We start from the raw sequence: 18,039 nt of genomic DNA, 5'->3' as shown, positions 1-18,039 counted from the left end.
CCGTCAGTGTCGCGCGCCCACCCGGTGGCGCCGGTACAGTGCGGCGCCGCCCAGCAGCAGCGCCCCGCTCGCCAGGGCGGCCGGGAGCGCGCCGTCCGTGCCGGTCTCGGCGAGGGCGCTGGAGGTGCCCACCTCCTCGGCCGGCGGGCGCACCGGCGCCGTGTGGTGGTGCGGGGCCGGCGGCTGCGCGTGCACCGGGGGCACCGACCGGTCGATCGGCTGGTCCGGCGTCTGCGGCGTGCCGGGCTGCTGCGGCTTCCCGCCGGAGGTGTTGGACGACTCGTTGCCGAACACCGGGTTGCCGATGCCGACGACGTTCGCCGTGTTGCCGCTGACGTTGACCGGGAGGTCGACCGGCAGCTGCACCCCGTTGCCGGAGATCACGCCGGGCGAGCCCTCGTTCGTCTGACCCGCCGACGCGCCACCCCCCGCGTTCGACGAGCCCCCCTTGCCGGAGCCGCTGGTGCCGGAGGCGTCGGTGCCGGAGCCGCCCTTGCCGGAGCCCTCCTTGCCCGTGCCGCCCTTGTTCGCGCAGGTGTTGCCGAACGCCGGGTTGAGCAGACCCACCACGTTCACGCTGTTCCCGCACACGTTGACCGGAACGGCCACCGGGAGCTGGATCCCGTTGCCCGAGGCGACGCCGGGCGAACCGGCCAGATTGCCCTCCGCCGTCGAGTCGGCGTGCGCCGCCGGGACCATGGCCATCGCGCCGGACGCGGCGGCCACCGCGATCAGGGTGTTCCGGGTAACCCGCTTCATAGGTTCCCTGCCTTCCACAGATGAGAGAGATGCGGTCTTTCGCCCGCAACAGGTGCAACGCCCGGCGGCGGGAGGAGTTATGAAGAATCCACCGTTCGCGCGGCCGTCTCCGCGCGCCGACGCACCGTGACGGCGGGAATCCCTCGCGCCCGCGTGCGTTGAACAGGGTGTGAGCGCGCTGATCAACCGGACCCGTTTCTCCGTCCTCGACCGCTCCCGCACCCGCGAAGGGCACCCCGTGGGCCAGGCACTGCGGGACACCGTGCGCCTCGCGCGGGAGGCGGATCGGCTCGGATACCACCGCTTCTGGGTGGCGGAGCACCACGGCGTGCCCGGGGTGGCCGGTTCGGCGCCGACGGTGCTGGCCGCCGCGGTGGCCGGCGCGACCGCGCGGATCCGGGTCGGCACGGGCGGGGTGATGCTGCCCAACCACCAACCCCTCGTGGTCGCCGAACAGTTCGGCGTACTGGAATCCCTCTTTCCGGGGCGGATCGACATGGGGCTCGGCAGGTCGGTCGGCTTCACCGACGGGGTGCGCAGGGCGCTGGGCCGCGACAAGGGCGACGCCGAGGACTTCGCGGCGCAGATCGGGGAACTGCTCGGCTGGTTCGGCGGCACCTCGCCGACCGGGGTGCACGCACGGCCGGCGGAGGGGCTCGCCGTGCCGCCGTTCGTGCTGGCCATGGGCGAGGGCGCGCGGATCGCCGCCCGGCTCGGCCTGCCCCTGGTGATCGGCGACCTGCGCGGCCGGGAGAAGATGCGGCGCGGCATCGACGCCTACCGGGAGGCGTTCCGGCCCTCGCCGTGGGCGGGCGAGCCGTATGTGGTGGTCTCCGGCACGATCGCGGTGGCCGGCACCGAGGAAGCCGCCCGGCGGCTGCTCCTGCCCGAGGCCTGGTCCATGGCGCACTCCCGCACGCACGGCACCTTTCCGCCGCTGCCGCCCGCCGAGGCGGTCGAGGCCCGCGCGATGACCGCCAAGGAACGCGGCTTCTACGAGGCGGGGCTCACCGGGCACATCGCGGGCACCGAGGAGCAGGTCGCCGCGGAGCTGGAGACGCTGCTGAAGGAGACGGACGCGCAGGAGGTGCTGGTCACCACCAGTACGTACGACCGTGCGGCGCTGCTCGACTCCTACCGCCGGCTGGCCACGCTGTTCGCATAGAATCGCGGGGTTTGTCCCCCAGCAGCCGTACGGAGCCCGTCATGCACAGCCCCCACGATCCGTACGTCCGGGTGCGCGGTGCCCGTGAGCACAATCTCCAGGGCGTGGACGTGGACATCCCGCGCGACGCCGTGGCGGTGTTCACCGGCGTGTCCGGGTCGGGCAAGTCGTCGCTGGCGTTCGGCACGATCTACGCCGAGGCACAGCGCCGGTACTTCGAGTCGGTGGCGCCCTACGCGCGGCGGCTGATCCACCAGGTGGGCGCGCCGAAGGTCGGCGAGATCACCGGGCTGCCGCCCGCGGTGTCGCTGGAGCAGCGCCGCTCGGCGCCGACCTCGCGTTCCTCGGTGGGCACGGTGACGAACCTGTCCAACTCGCTGCGGATGCTGTTCTCGCGGGCCGGCAGCTACCCTCCGGGCGCCGAGCGGCTGGACTCCGACGCGTTCTCGCCGAACACGGCGGCGGGCGCCTGTCCCGCCTGCCACGGCCTGGGCCGTGTGCACGACACCAGCGAGGAGTTGCTGGTCCCGGACCCCTCGCTGTCGATCCGGGACGGCGCGATCGCCGCCTGGCCGGGCGCCTGGCAGGGCAAGAACCTGCGGGACATCCTCGACGCGCTCGGCTACGACGTGGACCGGCCCTGGCGGGAGCTGCCCGCCGAGCAGCGGGAGTGGATCCTGCTCACGGACGAGCAGCCCGTGGTGACCGTGCATCCGGTGCGCGACGCCGACCGCATCCAACGGCCGTACCAGGGGACGTACATGAGTGCCCGGCGGTATGTGCTGAAGACGTTCGCGGACTCCCGGAGCCAGACGCTGCGGGCGAAGGCGGAACGCTTCCTGACCAGCGCGCCCTGCCCGGTCTGCGGGGGCAGCCGGCTGCGGCCGGAGGCGCTGGCGGTGACCTTCGCGGGCCGTACGATCGCCGAACTGGCGGCGCTGCCGCTGGCGGAGCTGGCGGGCACGCTGACCGCCGACGGCGAGACGGCCCGTGTCCTCACCGAGGACCTGAAGTCACGTATCGCGCCGGTCCTCGAGCTGGGCCTGGGCTATCTCAGCCTGGACCGCGCCACGCCGACGCTGTCGGCGGGCGAGCTGCAACGACTGCGGCTCGCGACGCAGTTGCGCTCCGGGCTGTTCGGCGTGGTGTACGTCCTGGACGAGCCGTCGGCGGGGCTGCACCCGGCGGACACCGAGGCGCTGCTGACGGTGCTGGCGCGGCTGAAGCGGGCCGGGAACTCGGTGTTCGTGGTCGAGCACCACCTGGACGTGATGCGCGGCGCCGACTGGCTGGTGGACGTCGGCCCGCGGGCCGGGGAGCACGGCGGGCGGGTCCTGCACAGCGGGCCGGTCGCCGGGCTGGCGGGCGTGCAGGAGTCGGCGACGGCCCGCTTCCTCTTCGACGACTCGCCCGCCCCGGTGCGCGAGGTGCGCGCTCCGCGGGGGCACCTCGAGGTCGGGCCGGTCACCCGGCACAACCTGCGGGGCGTGACCGCCGCCTTCCCGCTGGGTGTGTTCACGGCCGTGACCGGCGTGTCGGGCTCCGGCAAGTCGACGCTGGTCGGCGAGATCACCGAGGACCTGCCGGGCGTGGGCCGCCTGGTCTCGGTGGACCAGAGGCCGATCGGCCGCACCCCGCGCTCCAACCTGGCGACGTACACGGGCCTGTTCGACGTCGTACGGAAGGTGTTCGCGGCGACGGACGAGGCGCGTGCGCGGGGTTACGGGGTGGGCCGGTTCTCCTTCAACGTGCCCGGTGGGCGGTGCGAGACCTGTCAGGGCGAGGGCTTCGTCAGCGTGGAGCTGCTGTTCCTGCCCAGCACCTACGCGCCGTGCCCGGACTGCGCGGGCGCCCGCTACAACCCCGAGACGCTCCAGGTGACCTACCGGGGGCGGACGATCGCCGAGGTGCTGGACCTGACGGTGGAGGCGGCCGCGGCGTTCTTCGCGGACACCCCGGCCGTCGCGCGCAGTCTCGGCACGCTCCTCGACGTGGGTCTCGGCTACCTCCGCCTCGGCCAGCCGGCGACGGAGCTGTCCGGCGGTGAGGCGCAGCGGATCAAGCTGGCGAGCGAGCTGCAGCGCGGCCGCCGCGGCCACACCCTGTACCTGCTGGACGAGCCGACGACCGGTCTGCACCCGGCCGATGTGGAGGTGCTGATGCGCCAGTTGCACGGCCTGGTGGACGCCGGGCACACGGTGGTCGTCGTGGAGCACGACATGACGGTGGTCGCGGGCGCCGACTGGGTGATCGACCTGGGTCCGGGCGGCGGCGACGCGGGCGGCCGGATCGTGGCGGCGGGGCCCCCGAGGCAGGTGGCCCGCGCGGAGGGCAGCGCGACGGCGCCGTATCTGGCGAGGACGCTGGGACGCTAGGCGGCGTCCGCGGGGACGAGGGTGGGGCGTCGGGGGGCGGGCAGGGGGGTCGAGGCCGGGACGGGCCGGTGCGGGCAGGTGGGCGGGGCCGGTTCCGCGGCCCGGGCGAGCGCGCGGCGGTCGGGGTGCCGGCCCGGCGGGATCGGGGCGCGGACCTCGGCCTCGGCCACCAGGCCGCGCGCGGACACTACCCGCCACACGCTGCTGAGCAGGGAGTCCTCGCCGACGAACGCGGGTGTGGTGGTGGACGCTCCCCCGGTGCGGCGGGAGTAGCGCAGGTGCACCGGCTGGACGGGGACGCCCGCGTCGAGCGCGGCCTGGAAGGCGGCGCGGCGGAAGCGGCCCTGGGCGCGGCCGCACCAGGTGCTGCCCTCGGGGAAGACGGCGACGGCCTGCCCGGCGCGCAGCGCGTCGGCGATCCGGGCGACCGTGCCGGGCAGGGCGCGCAGCCGGTCCCGGTCGATGAACAGGGCGCCGCCGCGCGCGGCCAGGGCGCCCGCGACCGGCCAGTGGCGTATCTCGGACTTGGCGAGCATGCGGGCCGGGCGGACGGCGGCCAGCAGGGGGATGTCCAGCCAGGAGATGTGATTGGCGACCAGCAGCAGACCTCCGCTGGTCGCGGCGGCGTCGCCGGTGATCCGGACGCGTACGCCCGCCGCCCGCACGATCCACCGGCACCAGACCCGCACGACCGACGCGGGGATCCTCCCGCCGACCGGGGACAGGGCGATCCCGGCGAGCAGCAGCGCCACCACCCCGGTCAGCCTGAGCACCGCGCGGGGTACGGCGGTGACGCGGGCGGTCGCCTCCACGCACGCCCCGGGGGTGCAGGGGGCGCTGGGCAGCCAGACGCTCATCAGGCCGGGACGAGGGAGAGGAAGTGCCGCAGATAGCGCGGGTCGACCCGGCGCATCGACAGCAGTACGTAGAGGTCGGCGACCCCGAAGTCGGGGTCGTGGGCGGGCTCTCCGCACACCCAGGCGCCCAGGCGCAGATAGCCCCGCAGCAGGGCGGGCAGTTCGGCGCGGGAGGCCGGCTCGGCGGCGGTGCGCGGGGTCCACGGCAGCAGCGGACGCACCCGGTACTCCTCGGGGGCGAGGTGCCGGGCGCGCACCCGGTCCCAGGTGGCGGCGGCGAGGGTGCCGCCGTCGGCGAGCGGCAGGGAGCAGCAGCCGGCCAGCCACTCGTGCCCGCGGTCGACCATGTAGCGGGCGATGCCCGCCCAGATGAGGCCGATCACGGCGCCGTCGCGGTGATCGGGGTGGACGCAGGAACGGCCGACCTCGACCAGGCCGGGACGGATCGCGTCGAGCGCGCCGAGGTCGAACTCGCCCTCCGAGTAGAGCCGTCCGGCGACGGCGGCCCGCTCGGGCGGCAGCAGCCGGTAGGTGCCGACGACCTGCCCGGTGATCTCCTCGCGCACCAGCAGGTGGTCGCAGTACGCGTCGAAGGCGTCCATGTCGTGGCCGGGCTGCGGGGTGGTGAGCAGGGCGCCCATCTCCCCGGCGAAGACGTCGTGCCGCAGCCGCTGCGCGGCCCGCACCTCGGCCTCGTCCCGGGCGAGGGAGACGGTGTAGCGGGTGGGGGCGGCGGGCCGCGGCGGACGGTCGAGCGTGGAAACGCCGGTCATGGCTGACTCCTGGAACGGCCGGAAGGGCGAGGGAGGCGGTACCCCTCGTTTCTTCCGACGCCGGTTGGCGCGGACGTGACCGGAGCCAGGAGCGAGGATGTGGAACTGTTGAATGCCAGGCACCGACGCGAGACGGGACCGGGGAGAGCACCTGCCCCCGGTCCCGCCCGTTCGCGCCGGTCGGCGAACGTCTGTCAGCGCCTGGCGGCCTTGCGGGTCGCGCGCAGCCACTCCTTGTTCATGTGGGTGATGGAGGTGAGCGGGATGCCCTTCGGGCAGGCGGTGGCGCATTCGCCGGCCAGGGTGCAGCCGCCGAAGCCCTCGGCGTCCATCTGCGTCACCATGTCCAGGACGCGGCTCTCGCGCTCCGGCGAGCCCTGCGGCAGGGCGCCCAGGTGGTTCACCTTCGCGGACGTGAACAGCATGGCCGCCCCGTTGGGGCAGGCCGCGACGCAGGCGCCGCAGCCGATGCACTCGGCGTGCTCGAAGGCGTAGTCCGCGTCGGCCTTCGGGACCGGGGTCGCGTGGGCCTCGGGCGCGGAGCCGGTCGGGGCGGTGATGTAGCCGCCGGCCTGGATGATCCGGTCGAAGGCCGAGCGGTCGACGACCAGGTCCTTCACGACCGGGAAGGCCGCCGCCCGCCACGGCTCGATGTCGATCGTGTCGCCGTCCCGGAAGGACCGCATGTGCAGCTGGCAGGTCGTGGTGCGCTCCGGGCCGTGCGCGTCACCGTTGATGACGAGGGAGCACGCGCCGCAGATGCCCTCGCGGCAGTCGTGGTCGAAGGCGACCGGGTCCTCGCCGGAGAGGATGAGCTGTTCGTTGAGGACGTCCAGCATCTCCAGGAAGGACATGTCGGGCGAGATGCCGTCCACTTGGTAGGTGGACATGGTGCCGTCGGCGCCGGCGTTCTTCTGCCGCCAGACGCGCAGGGTGAGCTTCATGCGTAGCTCCGCTGGGTGGGGTGGACGTACTCGAAGACCAGGTCTTCCTTGTGCAGGGCCGGGGCCGCGCCGGTGCCGGTGAACTCCCAGGCCGCCGCGTAGCCGAATTCGTCATCCCGGCGGGCGGCCTCGCCGTCGGGGGTCTGGGACTCCTCGCGGAAGTGACCGCCGCAGGACTCGGCGCGGTGCAGTGCGTCGAGGCACATCAGCTCGGCCAGTTCGAGGTAGTCGACAATGCGGTTCGCCTTCTCCAGGGACTGGTTGAGCTCCTCGCCGGTGCCGGGCACCTTGATGCGGCGCCAGAACTCCTCGCGGATCTCCGGGATCCGGCTCAGCGCCTTGCGCAGGCCCGCGTCGGTGCGCGCCATGCCGCAAAACTCCCACATGAGTTCGCCGAGTTCGCGGTGGAAGGAGTCCGGGGTGCGGTCGCCGTCGACGGACAGCAGGAGGTTGAGCCGGTCCTCGGTCTCGGCGAGGACCTCCTGCACCACCGGGTGCTCGTCGGTGACTTCCTCCTTGTGCGGGTTGCGGGCGAGGTAGTCGTTGATGGTCGCCGGCAGCACGAAGTAGCCGTCGGCCAGGCCCTGCATCAGCGCGGACGCGCCGAGCCGGTTGGCGCCGTGGTCGGAGAAGTTGGCCTCACCGATCGCGAACAGGCCGGGGATCGTGGTCTGCAGGTCGTAGTCGACCCACAGGCCGCCCATCGTGTAGTGCACGGCCGGGTAGATCCGCATCGGCACCTCGTACGGATCCTCGTCGGTGATCCTCTGGTACATGTCGAAGAGGTTGCCGTACTTGGCCTCCACGGCCTTGCGTCCCATGCGCGCGATCGCGTCGGCGAAGTCCAGGTAGACGCCCTGCCCGCCGGGGCCGACACCGCGGCCCTCGTCGCAGACGTTCTTCGCCGCGCGGGAGGCGATGTCACGCGGGACGAGGTTGCCGAAGGACGGGTAGATGCGCTCCAGGTAGTAGTCGCGCTCGTCCTCCGGGATCCGGTTCGGCGGGCGGGTGTCGCCCTTGGCCCTGGGCACCCAGATCCGGCCGTCGTTGCGCAGCGACTCGCTCATCAGCGTCAGCTTCGACTGGTGGTCGCCGGTGCGCGGGATGCAGGTGGGGTGGATCTGCGTGAAGCAGGGGTTGGCGAAGTACGCGCCGCGCCGGTGTGCCCGCCAGATCGCGGTCGCGTTGGAGTTCATGGCGTTCGTCGACAGGTAGAAGACGTTGCCGTAGCCGCCGGAGGCGAGGACGACCGCGTCGGCGAAGTACGTCGAGATCTTCCCGGTGATCAGGTCGCGGGCGACGATGCCGCGGGCCCGGCCGTCGACGACGATCAGGTCGAGCATCTCGGTGCGCGCGTGCATCTCGACGTTGCCGGCGGCGATCTGCCGGCTGAGGGCCTGGTAGGCGCCGAGCAGGAGCTGCTGGCCCGTCTGGCCGCGGGCGTAGAAGGTGCGGGAGACCTGGACGCCGCCGAAGGAGCGGGTGTCGAGCAGGCCGCCGTACTCGCGGGCGAAGGGCACGCCCTGGGCCACGCACTGGTCGATGATCTCCACCGAGATCTGCGCGAGGCGGTGCACGTTGGACTCGCGCGCCCGGAAGTCGCCGCCCTTGACGGTGTCGTAGAACAGGCGGTGGACGGAGTCGCCGTCGTTGCGGTAGTTCTTCGCCGCGTTGATGCCGCCCTGCGCGGCGATGGAGTGGGCGCGGCGCGGGGAGTCCTGGTAGCAGAACTGGACGACGTGGTAGCCCTGTTCGGCGAGGGTGGCGCCCGCGGAACCGCCCGCGAGACCGGTGCCGACGACGATCACGGTGTGCTTGCGCCGGTTGGCGGGGTTGACCAGCTTGGCCTCGAAGCGGCGCGTGTCCCAGCGCTCGTGGATGGGGCCGGCGGGGGCCTTGGTGTCGGCGATCGGCTCGCCGAGCGTGTAGTCGGTGTACGAGGTCATGTCAGCTCACCACTCCGGTCATGACGCCCACGGGGACGGCGACGAAGCCGGCCGTGAGCAGCAGCGCGAGGACGTTCGCGACGGTCTTCAGGGCCCGGTTGCGGGTGCGGCTGCCGACGCCGAGGGTCTGGGCGGCGCTGAAGAAGCCGTGCCGGATGTGCAGGCCGAGGGCGAGCATCGCGACGATGTAGACGACGTTGCCGTACAAGGTGGAGAAGGTGTCCACGACGTTCTGGTACGGGTGACCCTCCTGGAAGCCGCCGGAGTGCACGGTGCCGGTGGTCAGGTCCAGGATGTGCCAGACGATGAACAGCCCGAGGATGATCCCGCCCCAGCGCATGGTGCGCGTCGCGTAGCTCGCCCGGGCCTTGCTGTGCACGTACTTGCTGGGCCGCGCCTTGATGTCGCGGCGGCTGAGCTGGTACGCGGAGACGGCGTGCGCGACGACCGCGACGACCAGGACGACGCGGACCAGCCACAGCGTCCACTCGTAATGCATGAAGGGTTCGCCGACGGTGCGCAGCCAGTGCGCGTAGTGGTTGAACTCCCCCGCCCCGAAGAAGATCTTCAGGTTGCCGATCACATGGGCGACCAGGTACAGCAGCATGATCAGGCCGCTGACGGCCATGACCGTCTTCTTGCCGACGGTGGAGTCCCACACGGTGCGTGCCATGGACGGCCGTCGGTCCGTCCGCGTTGCCAGAGCCATGTCTCAGCACGCTAGGTGCTCGAGGTGCGATCGGTCCAAGACATGGTCCAGCTTGATTCGATAGGGAGAGCCTATGCTGGCGGCATGCAGTTCCAGCAGCTCCAGTACTTCGTCGCGGTGGCCGAGACCCGCCACTTCACCCGGGCCGCCGAGCTGGTGCATGTCGCCCAGCCGTCGCTGTCCCAGCAGATCAAGGCGCTGGAGCGGGAGCTGGGCGCCGATCTGTTCCAGCGGGCGCGCGGCAACATCACCCTGACCGACGCCGGGGAGGCGCTGCTGCCGCTGGCGCGGCGCATCCTCGCCGATGCCGACACCGCGCGCCACGAGGTGCAGGAGCTGGCGCAGCTGCGGCGGGGCCGGGTACGGCTCGGTGCCACGCCCAGCCTGTGCACGGGTCTGCTGCCGGATGTGCTGCGCGCCTTCCACGACCGCTATCCCGGCATCCAGCTGCTGATCGAGGAGAGCGGCTCGCACGACCTGGTGCGGGAGCTGGCCCGCGGCGCGCTGGACCTGGCGCTGGTGGTGCTGCCCCTGCCGACGCCGTCACCGGCGCTGACCACGGTGGAGCTGCTGCGCGAGGACCTGGTCGTGGTGTCCTCGCCGGAGGCGCCGAAGCCGGGCGGCGGCGGGCGGGCGGTGCGGATCGCCGACCTGGAGGGCGAGCGGCTGGTGATGTTCCGGCACGGGTACGACCTGCGGGAGCTGACGGTGGCGGCGTGCCGCTCCGCCGGGTTCGAGCCGGACTTCGCGGTGGAGGGCGGTGAGATGGACGCGGTGCTGGGGTTCGTGCGGGCCGGGCTGGGTGTGGCCGTCGTCCCCCGCATGGTCGCGGCCCGCTCCGGCCGGGGGCTGCGGGTCACTCCGCTGGTCCGGCCGGGGCTGCACCGGACGATCGCGCTGGCGCACCGCAGCGATGTGGCTCCGCCGCGGGCCGCCCGGGAGTTGCAGCGGATGCTTCTCGAGCGGTGAGGTGTGCCGGTCGCGCCCTCGTGGACGGGCGCCGTGCGGGGCCGCGAGTCGTCGGTGGCCGATCGCGCAGTTTCCCGCGCCCCCGGCGGCCGGCGCCGCGCGCCGCCGCCGCGCTTCCCGTGGAAGTCGGTCAGGTGCCCCGGAGCGGTTCCCAGACCGAGGCGTCGTGGGCGAAGAGGACACGGCGGGGGTCGAAGTCGGCGAGACGGTCGAGCCAGGGGCGGTAGGGGGGCAGGGGCGGCTCGACGCCGTCGCGCTCCGCTTCGCGGGCGAGGTGGTCCACGGCGTACGCGGAGGCCACGTCGTGGGCCTGGCCGGCGAGGACCACCGTGCCGTCGTCGCAGCGCAGGACGAGCGACTGGTGGCCGTCGGTGTGGCCGGGGGTCGGGATCACCCACACCCCGGGGCGGAGTTCCGCCTCGCCCTTCAGCTCCTCGTACGTCGCACCCGGGAAGTCGATCAGCTCGTCGAAGGTGTAGCCGCCGGCGCGGGCCGTGGCCAGTTCGACGTCCTGGACGGCGACGGGCGTGCCGGGGAAGAGCGGGTTGCCTCCGCAGTGGTCGAAGTGGAGGTGGCAGTTGACGACGAGGGAGATGTCCCCGGCGCTCACCCCGGCCGCCTCCAGGGCCTCGCGCAGGTCGCGGCGGCGGGGGCGGTAGTGGGCCTCGGTCTCCGGGCTCGCCGCCCCGATCCCGGTGTCGAAGAGGATCGGGCCCCGCTCGTCGAGCACCAGGTAGGCCAGGGCGGGTTCGACGCGTGGGTGCGCCCCTCCGGTCTCCGAGGCCGGGCGCACGAACGTACCCAGGTCCAGTCGTCGTATGTGCACCGGCCTCACCCCGTCGCGTCCGCCATGGCCAGTTCGTGCAGGCGCTCCGGGGGGCCCGGGCGGGCGTAGTACCAGCCCTGGGCCGTGTCGCAGCCCAGTATCCGCAGCTGTTCGGCCTGGGCGCCGGTCTCCACGCCCTCGACGGTGACGGCCAGGTCGAGGCTGTGGGCGAGCGAGACGATGCCCTCGACGATCTTCAGGTCCACCGGGTCCGCCGGGAACTGCTGCATGCCCTGCGTGAAGGAGCGGTCCAGCTTCAGGACGGACACCGGCAGCCGGCGCAGGTTCGCCAGGTTCGAGTAACCGGTGCCGAAGTCGTCCAGGGCGATGTCCACGCCCATCTCGGCCAGCCGGCGCAGCGGTTTGAGCAGGTCGTCGTCGGCGCCGATCAGGGCCGACTCGGTCACCTCGAGGCACAGCGCGTCCGGTGCGACGCCCGCGCGCTCCAGGATGTCCACGGTGTCCTGCACCAGCCCGGGATGAGTGAGCTGGCACGGCGAGAGGTTGACGTTGATGCGCAGCGGGCCCGCCCCGGCGTCGCGTTCGCGCCACTCGCGCGCCTGGCGCACCGCCTGGTCCAGCACCCAGCGGCCGAGCGGCACGATCAGCCCCGTGTGCTCGGCGAGCGGGATGAACCGGTCGGGTCCGAGCACTCCGTGCTGCGGGTGCAGCCAGCGCACCAGCGCCTCCGCGCCGCGCACGCTGCCGTCGCCGAGGTGCACCAGCGGCTGGTACTCGATGAAGAACTCGCCGCGTTCCAGGGCGGCCGGCAACGCCGTGGTCAGCCCGTGGCGGGTGATGGCGCGGGCGTCGGCCTCCGGGTCGGCGAGCTCGAACCGGTTGCCGCCGGCCGATTTCGCCCGGTACATGGTGATGTCGGCGCTGCGCAGCACCTCGGCCGCGCTGCGCTCCCCGGCGGCGCCCTCGACGATGCCGATGCTGCCGCGCACGGTCAGCTCACGGCCGTCGATGCGGATGGGGGCGAGCAGGGCGTTCATGATGCGCGCGGCGAGTTCGTCGACCTCGTGGCGGCTGTCCGGGCCGGTGGTCAGCGCCACGAACTCGTCGCCGCCGAGCCGGGCCACCATCTCGCCGGGCGCGGTGGCGCAGGACTGCAACCGGTCGGCGACCTCGACGAGCAGCCGGTCGCCGGCCGCGTGGCCGAGGCTGTCGTTGATGGTCTTGAAGCCGTCCAGGTCGAGGTAGCACAGCCCGAAACGCTGCCCGCCGTCCCGGGCCAGGACCTTCTCCAGCCGCTCGAAGAACAGCGTGCGGTTGGGCAGACCGGTCAGCGCGTCGTGCGTGGCCTCGTAGCGCAGCCGCAGGTTGAGCAGGCGGCGTTCGGTGGTGTCCTCCATCAGCGCCAGCTGGTACTGCGGTTCGCCGTCGGGGTCGCGCAGCAGGGAGACCGTCAGATTGGTCCACAGGACCGTTCCGTCGGGGCGGTAGAACGCCTTCTCCACGTGGTAGTGCTCGCGTTCGCCGCGCACCAGCTCGTCGTACAGCCGCCACACCTGCGGGGCGTCCTCGGCGTGCGTCCACTCCTTGACGTTGCGGCCGCGCACCGCGTGCTCACTGCCGCCGAACATGCGCACCAGGGCACCGTTGACCTGCAGTATGTTGCCCTCGAGGTCGGCGATGCCGATCCCTATGGCGGCGCCCTCGAACACCGCGCGGAAGCGGGCCTCGCTGGCGTGCAGCGCCTGCGCCACCACGCCCTGCGCCTGCAACGCCGCCTGCGCGATGGCCTCCTGCTCGCCCAGGGTGCGTTCGCGCAGCGCCCGCGCGTAGCCGGCGGCCATGGCGTGCTGGAGCCGGGAGCAGCGGGTACGCAGCTCCTGCGGGTCGCCGTCGCCGCCGCAGTAGAGCACGAGGTAGGCGTCGACGCAGTCCAGGGTGCGGCTGAGCGCCTCCGGGTCGGTGCAGTGCGCGGCGACCAGCGCGGCGCCGATGGCCCGGCCCTCCTCGGTGACCGTGGCCGGCGCGTGCAGTGCCTCGCTCAGCCGGCGGGCCAGCGGCAGCAGGTGCGCCTCGAACTCGGGCCGGGTCGCCGACGTGGAGGTGAGCGGGAACACCGCCCGGGTCCAGATCGTGGCGAACCGGCGCAGTCTGTCCTCCGGCCCGTCCGGCTCCGCGATCACGCCGTACGCCCCACGCCCGCGAACCCGGAGTAGGCGAACGGGTCCTCGTCCTCCGGCGCCGTCTCGGGCCGCCACAACGGCATCGGCACCAGTCCCGGCTCCACCATCTCGTACCCCTCGAAGAACCGCGCGATCTCGTCCGGCGAGCGCATGACCAGCGGGTTGCGAATGTCCTCGTACACGTCCACCGCGCCCCCCGCCCGCTCCGGAGGCACCGGGATCCCCTCGTACGAGGCATGGGTGAGCACCAGCAGACTGCCGGGCGCGAGCGCGTCGCGCAGCTCGGCCACCGCCGCGTACGGGTCGTCCTCGTCCTCCACGAAGTGCAGTATGGCAACCAGGAGCAGCGCCACCGGCCGGTTCAGGTCGATCAGCCGCTCCACCGGTTCACTGGCCAGGATCTCGTGGGGCTTGAGCAGATCCGCGGCGACGACGTCGACGTTCTCGTTGCCCGCCAGGACGGCCTGGCTGTGCGCGACCGCCACCGGGTCGTGGTCGACGTAGACGACGTGCGCGCCGGGGCGGGCGGCCTGGGCGATCTCGTGGACGTTGCCGAAGGTGGGGATCCCGGAGCCGATGTCGAGGAACTGCGTGATGCCCTCGTCGGCCGCGAAGCGCACGGCGCGGCGCATGAACGCCCGGTTCGCCTGCATGATCTTGGGCAGCCCCGGCAGGAACTCCATGGCCCTGCGGGCGGCTTCCCGGTCCACCTCGAAGTTGTGCGAACCGCCCAGGTAGTAGTCGTAGATGCGCGAGACGCTCGGCACCGAGATGTCGATGCTTCGGGGAGCCCAAGCGGGACGCTCCATCCATCTCTCCAAGGCGTAGGCGATCCGGTGTTCGAGCAGAGGCTACTGATCGTCGGGTCAAGTAGCGAGGGGAACCGGAAATTGACCGTCCGTTCCCGGTCACTGCCCGCGGCACGTGCGCGTGCGGCGCCGCGTCACGTTACTACCGCACGTGTCGGGGGTGCTGCGCAGGGTACAGGGCGCCGCACACAGCGAACCGCCCCCTCCGTGCGGTGCGGAGGGGGCGGTCCGTCGGCCGTGCGCGCCGCCCGGGCGAGGGGGGCGGACACCCTGGGGAGGTGCGATCCGTCACTTCTTCGGCGCGCCGACCGGCTTTCCGTCGGGTGCGACGGCGTACCACGTGCCGCCGACGCCCTGACCGTTGATGTCCCCGGGAGCCTTGTCACCGGAGAAGGTGTAGACGGGCCAGCAGTTGACGGTCTGCTGCTTGACGCCGTCGGGGCGGGTGAAGCTCATCAGGCCCTTCTTCTTCACGCCCTTGGTGTCGCCGGCGTCGACGGGTTCGACGGCCGGCCACTTCTGCAGGCAGGCGCCGGCGCAGGCGGAGACCGGCTTGGGCCAGGCCTGGTCCTTCAGGAAGCGGTAGACGGTCATGCCGTTGCGGTCGACGACGATGTCACCGAGGTTGGGGTCCTTGCGGACGGACAGTCCGGGCAGATCGGACGCCTTCGCCTTCTTGCCGTCGGGGGCCAGCGCGAACCACTTGCCCTTGAGCCCCTGGCCCTTCACCTCACCCGCCTTGGTGTCCTTGGCGTAGCGGTACGCCGGCCAGCCGCCGATGGTGAGCTGCTTGGTGCCGTCCGCGCGGGTGACCTCGCCCAGTTCGGACGGCTCGATGCCGGTGCCGGCGGTGACGTCGTCCGCGGGCACCGGCGGCCACACCTTGGCGCAGTCGCCGTCGCAGGTCGACTTGGAGGGCTCGGCGGTGTCCGCGTCGAAGCGGTACAGGGTGCGCCCGGAGGCGTCGGTGAGCACCTTGCCCAGTTCGGGGTTGGCGGTGACGGACAGCTTGCCCGCGGGGGCCGGCCGGGCCTGCGGCGCGGAACTGGCAGAGCCGTTGCCGATGCCGTAACCCCCGCCGGCGGTGCCGTAGCCGCCGACCGGGGCGGTGGCGCCGACGTTCTGGGCGGCCGCCTTGGCGCCGCCGTCGCCCTGCCCGCACGCCGTCGTCAGCGCCAGTACGGCTACGGCACCCACCGCGAGCGAGGCGCTCCGCCACGAGGTCTTCATCGTCAACTCCCCACGTTCACACGTCTGTTGCAGCACCTGGATGCGTCGCTGCACGGCATGGGGTACGCAGCGCAGCCATGGGTGTGTTCAACGGCGTGCGGAAATCTTTGCGGAAGGAGAGATTCCGTCGGACGGATGTACGGAGCGCCGGACGTACGAGCGTCAGCGCGCACGGCGCCACGCCGACCGGTGTCCCTCGTTCGGAGCATTCCGCCGCCGAGCCGGCATGACCCGGTCCGGCGCACCTCATGATCTCCGTCGTGCATGGACCCCAACCGACCCGCTCCGCCGTGGGCGCACGGGTGCTGGCCGTGGTGACGCTCAGCTGGTTCCTGGTGGGCGCACCGGCCGGGACGGCGGCGGCCGACGCCTGCGCCTACGCCTCGACCGGCCCCGACGGGGTGACGGCGGTGGCGGTGGCCGGCAGCCTCGACTGGCCGATCCCGCCCGGGTGTTCACCGAGCCCGACACCCACTCCTACTCCCCCGCCACCCCCTCCTCCACCACCGCCTCCGCCTCCCCCACCGCCTCCGCCCGCGCCGAAACCGCCTCCGCCGAAGCCGGTGCCGAAACCCCCGCCGCCGAAACCGCGGCCCACCCCCGCGGTCCCCGCCCCGCCGGAGCCCGCGCCCCGGCCCGCGCCGGCCCGCCCGGCCCCGCCTCCGCCGCCGAGGCCCGCCCCCACACCGTCACCCACTCCGACGCCGGCACCACGTCCCTCCGCGAGCCCGGTGAGCTACCCGCGGTATCACGCCGCACCGCCCCGGCGGCGGCCCAGCCACCACGTCTCACCCGTCGTCTATGTCCTGCTCATCACCACGCCCGCGATCGTGGCCGTCGCCGCGCTCCGCCCGCGCTGAGCCCTGGAGGTACCCCCGTTGCCGGAATGGCTTGTTCTCACCCTCGCGATGCTGGCCGCCTGTGTCGTGGTGGTCGTCATCACCCTGGTCCGCCACCGCACGGCGTCCGAGGACGAGGACCCGAGTGAGACTCCGGACGTCATCGAGTACATGACCATGTGGATCGGCGTGGTCTACGCCATTGTCCTGGGCCTGGCGATCGCGGGCGTATGGGAGGCACGCAGCGCCGCGCAGGACCATGTGCAGGCGGAGGCGCAGGCACTGCACGAGATCGACCAGCGCGTCCGGGTCTATCCCGCTCCGGTCCGTGACCGGATCCGGGGGGATGTCAACGCCTATGTCGGACACGTCGTCACCAAGGAGTGGAAGGCCATGGAGGACCATGGCGAGATGACCGAGCGCGGCTCCGAGCTCCTCGACCGGCTGCGCCGGGACCTCACCGACTACCAGCCGCGCAACGACTTCGAGGCACAGGCCTACCAGCCGCTGCTCGACCAGATCACCGCGGCCGACGAGGCCCGCACCGCCCGGGCGAACGCCACGTCGCCGACCATGCCGGGGGTGGTGTGGTTCGGACTGCTCACCGGGGCGGTGGTCACCATCGGCATGGTCTTCGCCCTCCAGATCCGCCGCACCCCGCGCGAACTGGTCCTGGCGGGCCTGTTCTCGGCACTGATCGCCTTCCTGCTGTTCCTGATCTGGGACTTCGACGCGCCCTACAGCCGGGACACGGCCGCGTCGATGGAGCCGTTGCTCAGCCTCTTCCCGCACGCCCGGGGCTGAGCGGGGGCGCCGGCACGGCGGCCGGGACGGACGGGGGACGCCACGCCGACGTCGTCCCCCGTTCGCGGCGGGCAGGTCGCCCGGGCGGAGTACACGCTTGACCCGTTCGCGCTACTGCGATCGCGCCGGCGCCGTCCCGTTCCTAGCGTTTCGGTCATCGAGGGGCACTGGTGTGCAAGCGGAGCAGGTCCGCCGCCGCCCCTCGGAGACCGGAGGGAACACATGCGCGCGATACGCGTCGCGTCGGCCGCACTGCTGAGTCTGGGCGCCCTGGCCCTGACGGCGCCGGGCGCCGTCGCACAGGGCGAAGGCAACATCACCCCGTTCGGTTTCAGCGTCATGCCGTCGACGGTCTCGGCAGGCGGGCGGGTCGTCCTTCAGGTCGACCGCGACCACGGGGGCTGCCGGGGAGTGGTGACGGTCTCCTCGGGCGTGTTCGACACCGTCATCATGGCGGCGGGCGTGTCGTCGGCGACGGCGAACATCGACTGGGACGCACGCCCGGGCGCCGTCTACCCGGTGACGTTCACCTGTGACGGGGTGAGCGGGTCGACCGGACTGAGCATCGCCGGCGGCCGGCCGGCACCGCCGACACCTCAGCCGCTGCGGCCGACGGTGCCGCGCGCGGTGCACGCCGGTGAGGGCGGCAGCGTCGGCGGCTTCGACGCGCGGCAGCTCGGGCTGGGCGCGGCGCTCGTCGCCGGGTCGGTCGGCGCGGCGTACCTCTTCACACGGCGGCGCGGCGGCGAGAGCGGCGGCTGATCCGCGGGTCCCCCGCGCCGGCCGTGCGGACCACAGGGCGTCGCGAAGATCTCCTGGGAGACCTTCTGCTGGCCCTCGGTGAGGGTGAAGGGCAGACGGGCGTCGAAGGCGGCGAGGATGCCGTCCGGCTC

At 72.8% G+C, this 18,039-nt stretch carries 15 protein-coding genes; 5 read left to right on the top strand and 10 right to left on the bottom strand.

All coding sequences use genetic code 11. The features are described 5' to 3' along the window. Positions 1-3: 3 nt before the first annotated feature. Positions 4-759 (bottom strand): chaplin, encoded by a 756-nt coding sequence (locus AB0E88_RS14460; RefSeq protein ID WP_361629383.1) that lies wholly within the window; start codon positions 757-759, stop codon positions 4-6. Between the two features lie 169 nt (positions 760-928). Between AB0E88_RS14460 and AB0E88_RS14455 the strand changes: the two genes are divergently transcribed. Together AB0E88_RS14455 and AB0E88_RS14450 are read left to right on the top strand one after the other, a co-directional pair. Beyond that, positions 929-1,924 (top strand): LLM class flavin-dependent oxidoreductase, encoded by a 996-nt coding sequence (locus AB0E88_RS14455; protein WP_361629380.1) that lies wholly within the window; start codon positions 929-931, stop codon positions 1,922-1,924. 41 nt (positions 1,925-1,965) lie between these two features. Beyond that, positions 1,966-4,299, top strand: coding sequence for an excinuclease ABC subunit UvrA (locus AB0E88_RS14450; RefSeq protein ID WP_361629377.1), 2,334 nt, complete (start codon positions 1,966-1,968; stop codon positions 4,297-4,299). On the opposite strand, the gene AB0E88_RS14445 is transcribed toward AB0E88_RS14450, so the two are convergent. The 5 genes from AB0E88_RS14445 to AB0E88_RS14425 all read right to left on the bottom strand — a co-directional run bounded on the left by AB0E88_RS14445 (position 4,296) and on the right by AB0E88_RS14425 (position 9,492). Then, positions 4,296-5,156 carry a lysophospholipid acyltransferase family protein gene (locus AB0E88_RS14445; RefSeq protein ID WP_361629374.1) on the bottom strand — a complete coding sequence of 287 codons (861 nt, stop codon included), beginning with the start codon at positions 5,154-5,156 and terminating at the stop codon, positions 4,296-4,298. The two genes, AB0E88_RS14450 and AB0E88_RS14445, sit on opposite strands and share 4 nt — an antisense overlap. Next, positions 5,156-5,929 (bottom strand): GNAT family N-acyltransferase, encoded by a 774-nt coding sequence (locus AB0E88_RS14440; RefSeq protein ID WP_361629371.1) that lies wholly within the window; start codon positions 5,927-5,929, stop codon positions 5,156-5,158. The genes AB0E88_RS14445 and AB0E88_RS14440 overlap by 1 nt, the downstream gene beginning before the upstream one ends. A 194-nt stretch (positions 5,930-6,123) precedes the next feature. Beyond that, positions 6,124-6,873 carry a succinate dehydrogenase/fumarate reductase iron-sulfur subunit gene (locus AB0E88_RS14435; RefSeq protein WP_361629368.1) on the bottom strand — a complete coding sequence of 250 codons (750 nt, stop codon included), beginning with the start codon at positions 6,871-6,873 and terminating at the stop codon, positions 6,124-6,126. Continuing rightward, a complete protein-coding gene (locus tag AB0E88_RS14430) occupies positions 6,870-8,819 on the bottom strand; it encodes a fumarate reductase/succinate dehydrogenase flavoprotein subunit (RefSeq protein ID WP_361629366.1) in 1,950 nt (649 codons plus the stop codon). The genes AB0E88_RS14435 and AB0E88_RS14430 overlap by 4 nt, the downstream gene beginning before the upstream one ends. A gap of 1 nt (position 8,820) precedes the next feature. Beyond that, on the bottom strand, positions 8,821-9,492 hold the full coding sequence (locus tag AB0E88_RS14425; protein ID WP_361629364.1) for a succinate dehydrogenase: 672 nt from the start codon (positions 9,490-9,492) through the stop codon (positions 8,821-8,823). 120 nt (positions 9,493-9,612) lie between these two features. Here AB0E88_RS14425 and AB0E88_RS14420 point away from each other — a divergent pair, with 120 nt between their 5' ends. Further along, positions 9,613-10,497, top strand: coding sequence for a LysR substrate-binding domain-containing protein (locus tag AB0E88_RS14420; RefSeq protein ID WP_361629361.1), 885 nt, complete (start codon positions 9,613-9,615; stop codon positions 10,495-10,497). A gap of 130 nt (positions 10,498-10,627) precedes the next feature. On the opposite strand, the gene AB0E88_RS14415 is transcribed toward AB0E88_RS14420, so the two are convergent. The 4 genes from AB0E88_RS14415 to AB0E88_RS14400 form a co-directional block, all read right to left on the bottom strand. Further along, on the bottom strand, positions 10,628-11,332 hold the full coding sequence (locus AB0E88_RS14415) for an N-acyl homoserine lactonase family protein (protein ID WP_361629358.1): 705 nt from the start codon (positions 11,330-11,332) through the stop codon (positions 10,628-10,630). Continuing rightward, the gene (locus tag AB0E88_RS14410) at positions 11,329-13,464 is read right to left on the bottom strand and encodes an EAL domain-containing protein (protein WP_361629355.1); all 2,136 of its coding nucleotides are present in this window, start codon (positions 13,462-13,464) and stop codon (positions 11,329-11,331) included. Before AB0E88_RS14410 ends, AB0E88_RS14415 begins: the two co-directional genes overlap by 4 nt. Beyond that, a complete protein-coding gene (locus AB0E88_RS14405; RefSeq protein ID WP_361629352.1) occupies positions 13,461-14,273 on the bottom strand; it encodes an SAM-dependent methyltransferase in 813 nt (270 codons plus the stop codon). The genes AB0E88_RS14410 and AB0E88_RS14405 overlap by 4 nt, the downstream gene beginning before the upstream one ends. 288 nt (positions 14,274-14,561) lie before the next feature. Beyond that, entirely contained in the window at positions 14,562-15,503 is a 942-nt protein-coding gene (locus AB0E88_RS14400; protein WP_361629349.1) for an SCO0930 family lipoprotein, read from the bottom strand. A gap of 878 nt (positions 15,504-16,381) precedes the next feature. On the opposite strand from AB0E88_RS14400, the gene AB0E88_RS14395 reads away from it, so the two are divergent. Both AB0E88_RS14395 and AB0E88_RS14390 read left to right on the top strand, forming a co-directional pair. After that, complete coding sequence (locus tag AB0E88_RS14395) at positions 16,382-17,146, top strand: DUF4239 domain-containing protein (RefSeq protein WP_361629346.1); 765 nt, start codon at positions 16,382-16,384, stop codon at positions 17,144-17,146. A 222-nt stretch (positions 17,147-17,368) separates the two neighbouring features. Next, the gene (locus AB0E88_RS14390; RefSeq protein ID WP_361629343.1) at positions 17,369-17,908 is read left to right on the top strand and encodes a hypothetical protein; all 540 of its coding nucleotides are present in this window, start codon (positions 17,369-17,371) and stop codon (positions 17,906-17,908) included. Positions 17,909-18,039: the final 131 nt, after the last annotated feature.

The organism is Streptomyces sp. NPDC028635, assembly GCF_040637635.1.
GTDB lineage: Bacteria > Actinomycetota > Actinomycetes > Streptomycetales > Streptomycetaceae > Streptomyces.
Note: the sequence above shows the minus strand (reverse complement) of the source record. Positions and strands in the feature narration are given on the sequence as shown.

Bases quoted from the DNA above. Each gene is read 5' to 3' on its own strand.
- AB0E88_RS14405 (WP_361629352.1), bottom strand. From the start codon at position 14,273: ATGGAGCGTCCCGCTTGGGCTCCCCGAAGCATCGACATCTCGGTGCCG.
- AB0E88_RS14445 (WP_361629374.1), bottom strand. From the start codon at position 5,156: ATGAGCGTCTGGCTGCCCAGCGCCCCCTGCACCCCCGGGGCGTGCGTG.
- AB0E88_RS14435 (WP_361629368.1), bottom strand. From the start codon at position 6,873: ATGAAGCTCACCCTGCGCGTCTGGCGGCAGAAGAACGCCGGCGCCGAC.
- AB0E88_RS14430 (WP_361629366.1), bottom strand. From the start codon at position 8,819: ATGACCTCGTACACCGACTACACGCTCGGCGAGCCGATCGCCGACACC.
- AB0E88_RS14450 (WP_361629377.1), top strand. From the start codon at position 1,966: ATGCACAGCCCCCACGATCCGTACGTCCGGGTGCGCGGTGCCCGTGAG.
- AB0E88_RS14425 (WP_361629364.1), bottom strand. From the start codon at position 9,492: ATGGCACGCACCGTGTGGGACTCCACCGTCGGCAAGAAGACGGTCATG.
- AB0E88_RS14440 (WP_361629371.1), bottom strand. From the start codon at position 5,929: ATGACCGGCGTTTCCACGCTCGACCGTCCGCCGCGGCCCGCCGCCCCC.
- AB0E88_RS14420 (WP_361629361.1), top strand. From the start codon at position 9,613: ATGCAGTTCCAGCAGCTCCAGTACTTCGTCGCGGTGGCCGAGACCCGC.
- AB0E88_RS14400 (WP_361629349.1), bottom strand. From the start codon at position 15,503: ATGAAGACCTCGTGGCGGAGCGCCTCGCTCGCGGTGGGTGCCGTAGCC.
- AB0E88_RS14460 (WP_361629383.1), bottom strand. From the start codon at position 759: ATGAAGCGGGTTACCCGGAACACCCTGATCGCGGTGGCCGCCGCGTCC.
- AB0E88_RS14390 (WP_361629343.1), top strand. From the start codon at position 17,369: ATGCGCGCGATACGCGTCGCGTCGGCCGCACTGCTGAGTCTGGGCGCC.